Source organism: Mesorhizobium sp. M7D.F.Ca.US.004.03.1.1, from assembly GCF_003998635.1.
GTDB classification, from domain to species: domain Bacteria; phylum Pseudomonadota; class Alphaproteobacteria; order Rhizobiales; family Rhizobiaceae; genus Mesorhizobium; species Mesorhizobium loti.
The window spans coordinates 1-4,462 of sequence record NZ_RZQG01000499.1 but is presented as its reverse complement, the minus strand read 5'-3'; the positions used below and the strand labels follow the sequence as shown (position 1 = coordinate 4,462).

Annotated in this window: 6 protein-coding genes; 3 read left to right on the top strand and 3 right to left on the bottom strand. The window is 61.9% G+C overall.

Annotation, left to right across the window (positions count from 1 at the left end; translation table 11 throughout):
• Positions 1–178 precede the first annotated feature (178 nt).
• On the bottom strand, positions 179–826 hold the full coding sequence (locus EN935_RS23845) for an amino acid ABC transporter permease (protein WP_109669723.1): 648 nt from the start codon (positions 824–826) through the stop codon (positions 179–181).
• 60 nt (positions 827–886) lie between these two features.
• Positions 887–1,669, bottom strand: coding sequence for an ABC transporter substrate-binding protein (locus EN935_RS23840; RefSeq protein ID WP_109669726.1), 783 nt, complete (start codon positions 1,667–1,669; stop codon positions 887–889).
• Between the two features lie 135 nt (positions 1,670–1,804).
• On the opposite strand from EN935_RS23840, the gene EN935_RS23835 reads away from it, so the two are divergent.
• Positions 1,805–2,764, top strand: coding sequence for a LysR family transcriptional regulator (locus EN935_RS23835; protein WP_127373663.1), 960 nt, complete (start codon positions 1,805–1,807; stop codon positions 2,762–2,764).
• A 15-nt stretch (positions 2,765–2,779) separates the two neighbouring features.
• Here the strand turns inward: EN935_RS23835 and EN935_RS23830 are convergent, their stop codons facing one another.
• On the bottom strand, positions 2,780–3,196 hold the full coding sequence (locus EN935_RS23830) for an acyl-CoA thioesterase (protein WP_127263339.1): 417 nt from the start codon (positions 3,194–3,196) through the stop codon (positions 2,780–2,782).
• A 193-nt stretch (positions 3,197–3,389) separates the two neighbouring features.
• Between EN935_RS23830 and EN935_RS23825 the strand changes: the two genes are divergently transcribed.
• Positions 3,390–3,638: a ParB N-terminal domain-containing protein gene (locus tag EN935_RS23825; protein WP_013532091.1), complete on the top strand. Its 249-nt coding sequence runs from the start codon at positions 3,390–3,392 to the stop codon at positions 3,636–3,638.
• A gap of 275 nt (positions 3,639–3,913) precedes the next feature.
• On the top strand, positions 3,914–4,399 hold the full coding sequence (locus EN935_RS23820; RefSeq protein ID WP_109669841.1) for an SRPBCC family protein: 486 nt from the start codon (positions 3,914–3,916) through the stop codon (positions 4,397–4,399).
• Positions 4,400–4,462: the final 63 nt, after the last annotated feature.

The window sequence follows — 4,462 nt, the reverse complement described above, 5'->3', positions numbered from 1 at the left end:
GGATAGGCAACGATCTTCGGGGCATAGAGCACGGTGACCGCAAACAGGATGCCGCCGACGAAGCTGAGCGCGCCCGCCGAAACAGTCAGCACCGCGGTCCACCAGGCGCCGATCAGCAGAAGGTCCCAGTAGGGCGCGACGACGGTGAAATCCAAACCTTGCATCGTGCTCTCTCCGGTCAGACGATGGCGAAGCGTTTGTCGAGCAGGTCGACGACCCGCGCGACCGCGTAGACCATGATCATGTAGAGCAGGGCTGCAACGCCGAAGATCTCGAACGGCTTGTAGGTGGAGCCGATGAAGCGCTGGGCGGTGTAGGTCAATTCGACGACTGAAATGGTCGACACAAGTGCTGATCCCTTCAACAAAGCAACCGTATTGACCCCGAGCGGCCGGATCATCAGCCGCGCGGCCTGCGGCAGCACGACCTTGCGCAGCGTCTGGAAACGGCTGAAGCCGATTGTGCGGGCAGCCTCGGTCTGGCCTCTGTCGACCGCGACCAGCGCGCCACGGATCGATTCCGCCATATAGGCGCCGATGTTGAGGCCGAGGCCGATGACGCCGGCGGCGAACGGCTCCAGATTGATCCCGATCTGCGGGCCGCCGAAATAAAGCACGAAGAGCTGGATCAGGCACGGCGTGCCGCGAAACAGGCTGACATAGAGCGTGCCGATGGTCCGCAGGATTGCCGACCTCGACATCTTGGCGGCCGCGGCTAATGCCGCAGCCGCAAGGCCCAGGATCAGGGCCAGCACCGTGATCTCGATCGTCACCAGGGCAGCTTCCACGAAGAACGGGAAGACACGCTGCATCAAGGAGAAATCCATGAAAGGGCCCAGCAGGAGTGACGCTTCAGACGGCTTTGGCCGCCTGAAACCAGGGAGGGGTCAGCGGATGTCGCTGCCGACCCACTTCATCGAGATCTTTTCGTAGCTGCCGTCCGCCAGCATGTCGTCCAGCGCCTTCTGCATGGCAGCCTTGAGCTCAGGATTGTCCTTGCGGATGGCGATGCCGATGGCAACAGCGCCGCCTTCGATATCGGGCGTGTTGAGCTTGCGGACCTTCTCGCCCGTCTCCTTGACGGCAACCATGACCGGAATGTTATCGACGACGATGGCGTCGACACGGCCGGCCCTCAGCTCCAGCAGCAGTTCCGGCAGGCCCTTGTAGGTGCGGATATCCCAGCCGCCCTTTTCGCGTGCCCATTTCTCGTGCGTCTCGCCCAGCGTCACACCAATGGTCTTGCCCTTGAGGTCGTCGAGGCTCTGCACCTTGGACGCCTCGCTGACAAAAACGGCGCGGCCGGCATGGTAGTAAGGCCCGACGAAATCGACCACCTTTTCGCGCTCGGGCGTGATCGTCATCGAGCCGACGACGGTGTCGTATTTGTTGGCGAGCAGCCCGGCGATGATGCCGTCCCAGGCCGTGGTGATAATGGTGCCCTTGACGCCGATGCGCTCGGCGATGGCCTTGCCGATATCGGCGTCGAAACCGACGACTTCATTCTGGTCGTTGACGAAGTTGAAGGGTGGATACTGACCGCTCATGGAAATCTTCAGCTCGCCCGCAGCCTTGATCTTCTCGAGGTCGTCGGCCCTGGCCGAAACGGCCGTGAAGGTCGACGCAAGCAGCAGGGCCGCAACGGCGATGCCGGAAAATACTCTGTTCATCTGATTTCCTGTCCTCTGGATGGCGCGCAAGGTTTGTTCTTGGGAGGCGTACAGACGCTTTCCTGTCATCAATGATTGCCTTTGCGGCATCATTGCGCAAATAGATAATGGGAATAGGGAGCATAGATATCAGGAATGGCTTTGCCGCGCCCCGAACGACTGGTGTGGGATCTGGACTGGAACCTTCTGCGGACCTTCGTCGTCATCGCGGAGGTCAAGAGTATCACGCGTGCCGCCGAGCGGCTGAACCTCAAGCAGCCAAGCGTCAGCAACGCGCTGCGGCGGCTGGAAGACCGGGTAGGCCGGCGTCTGGTCGAGCGCGACGCGACACGTTTCGAACTCACCGAGGTCGGACGCCTTCTCTACGAGCAGAGTGTCGAGGTGTTCGGCACCATATCGCAACTGCCGCTGCTGATGCGCGGCATCAGCGACGACGTCACCGGCCATGTGATGATCGCGACGGCAAGCCATGTCGTCTCGCCGCTCTTCGATCAGGCGCTGTCCGAGTTCCACCGCAACTACCCGCGCGCCAGCATCACCATTTCAGTCGCGGCAAGCACTGAAGTCGCCAAGCAGGTCAGGGAGCGGCGTGCCTCCTTCGGCATCTGCCTGGTCAGCCCGCGCGATCCGGCGCTGGAATATGCGATGGTCTACCGCGAGTTCTTCGGCTTCTTCTGTGGGCCGCAGCACAGGCTTTATGGGCAAACCGGACTGACGCTGGCCGATCTCCGTGGCGAACCCTCGGTATCGTTCCAGACCGACCATATTTCGGATGCGTTGCGGCCGGTCGCGCTGTTGCGCAGCGAGGCCCGGCTGAACGCCGATGTCGTCGGTGTGTCCTCGAGCCTGGAAGAGGTGCGGCGCATGATCGTCGCAGGGCTCGGCATCGGCCCGCTGCCGCTGCATGTCGCGCGGCATGACGTGGCGGACGGGACGCTGTGGCGGCTGCCGCCCTACGACGCGCCGCCGGCCATCGACATCTTCCTGCTGGTCAATCCGGACAAGGCGATGAACCGCGCCGAGAAGGCGCTGCTGTCCGGGCTGCAGACGTTGATCGCCGAGACACCGCTCGAGGACCGCATCTACCAAGGCTGACCGGCCGAGACAGGCTTATTCGATCAGTAAGGTCGCCGCGCGGTTCCGCATCGTCTCGTCCAGCGCCACCGAGGCGCGCGCCGCGAGGTCGAAGCGCACGCTGGTCGTCCGGCTCGATGCACGGACGAGGCCGTCGAGCGAGCCCGACATCACCTGTTCGAAGGTGATGGAGGTGCGGCCGATCTTCACGACATGCGATCGGATGGTGACGAGCGCACCGGCTTTCGTTTCATGGCGATAGTCGATTTCGGTGCGCACATCGGCCCATCCGATTTGCGACGCCTGGTTGTCGTCCTGTCCGGCGATATGGCCGAGAAGCTGGAAGCTGGCGTCGTCGAACATCGCAGCGTAGTGACGCACATTCACGTGCCCCATCACGTCGCACATCCAGGGATGAGCGACGCCGACAAAGGTGACGAGAGATTTGCTCATGGGTTTTTTGCCTCAGTGGCCATCGACGATCGCGCCGACGCAATATCGAAACGCACGCCGACAGGCAAACGGTCTGCTGTCATGGCATCTTATGAGAATGACCTTGGGCATCGTATTCGTTAGCCGCACCCTTGGCCGACTCCATCAAACGGACTATCTCAGGGGAGGCGGCGTTTCCGCCACGGGGGTCGGCATGCTCAGAGTGCAAAAGGTCAAGGTCGACGAGATCTACGTGCCGACGGCGCGCAAGAAGACGCTGCATCCCGAGACCGTCCGTCATCTGGCCGAGGACATCCTGGAGAATGGCATGAAGACGCCGATCCAGGTTCGCCACGACGGCAAGCGCCATATCCTCGTCGAAGGCCTGCATCGGCTGGAGGCGGCAAAGTGGCTCGGCGAGACCGAGATAGAGGCCTATCTGGTGCAAGCCAAGCGCCACTGAGGCGTCGACAGTACACCCAGTTTCTCGATCAGATATGCTGCTTTGATAAGCCGAATGCCTCGGCGATTGGCGGAAACGCGCGCCCATCGCTTCGTCATCCTCGGGTCTGCGCCGCGTCGCTACGCTCCTGCTCCGCCCGTGGATGACGAAGTAGGTGACGTCTCCGCACAATCGGAGACGGTGCCGATATTTTTGTCGCCGGCCATGTCGGTTTGCGGTTCATCGGCTCGTCCTTGGGACGCAAGCCAGATCAAACCCACACCAAGGACACCATCATGACCACCAAGCTCGACATCGCCCCCGCCAATGACCGCGAACTGGTCCTCGCCCGCATCATCGATGCGCCGCGCGAAAACGTCTATCGTTGCTGGACCGACCCGAAACTGGTGACGCAATGGTTCTCGCCAAAACCGTGGACGACGCCGCGCGCCGAAATGGATGTGCGCACCGGCGGCTCGAGCCTTGTCGTCATGGCGAGCCCCGATGGCAACGAATACCCCAACCCAGGCGTCTTCCTCGAAGTCGTTCCCGGCAAGAAGATCGTCTTCACCGATGCCTATACCCAGGCATGGGAGCCGTCGGAAAAGCCGTTCATGACCGGCGTGCTGACCTTCGAGGACGAGGGCAACGGCAAGACCCGCTATATCGCTCGGGTCAGGCATTGGAGCGCCGCCGACCGCGAACAGCACGAGAAGATGGGTTTCCACGAGGGCTGGGGCCAGTGCACCGACCAGCTCGAAGACCTCGCCAAAACGCTTTGATCAGCCAAAACGCTTTGATCAGCAAGACACTTTGATATCGGCAGGACGAGAGGAGATCGATAT

Bases quoted from the DNA above. Each gene is read 5' to 3' on its own strand.
- EN935_RS23845 (WP_109669723.1), bottom strand. From the start codon at position 826: ATGGATTTCTCCTTGATGCAGCGTGTCTTCCCGTTCTTCGTGGAAGCT.
- EN935_RS23835 (WP_127373663.1), top strand. From the start codon at position 1,805: ATGGCTTTGCCGCGCCCCGAACGACTGGTGTGGGATCTGGACTGGAAC.
- EN935_RS23825 (WP_013532091.1), top strand. From the start codon at position 3,390: ATGCTCAGAGTGCAAAAGGTCAAGGTCGACGAGATCTACGTGCCGACG.
- EN935_RS23820 (WP_109669841.1), top strand. From the start codon at position 3,914: ATGACCACCAAGCTCGACATCGCCCCCGCCAATGACCGCGAACTGGTC.
- EN935_RS23830 (WP_127263339.1), bottom strand. From the start codon at position 3,196: ATGAGCAAATCTCTCGTCACCTTTGTCGGCGTCGCTCATCCCTGGATG.
- EN935_RS23840 (WP_109669726.1), bottom strand. From the start codon at position 1,669: ATGAACAGAGTATTTTCCGGCATCGCCGTTGCGGCCCTGCTGCTTGCG.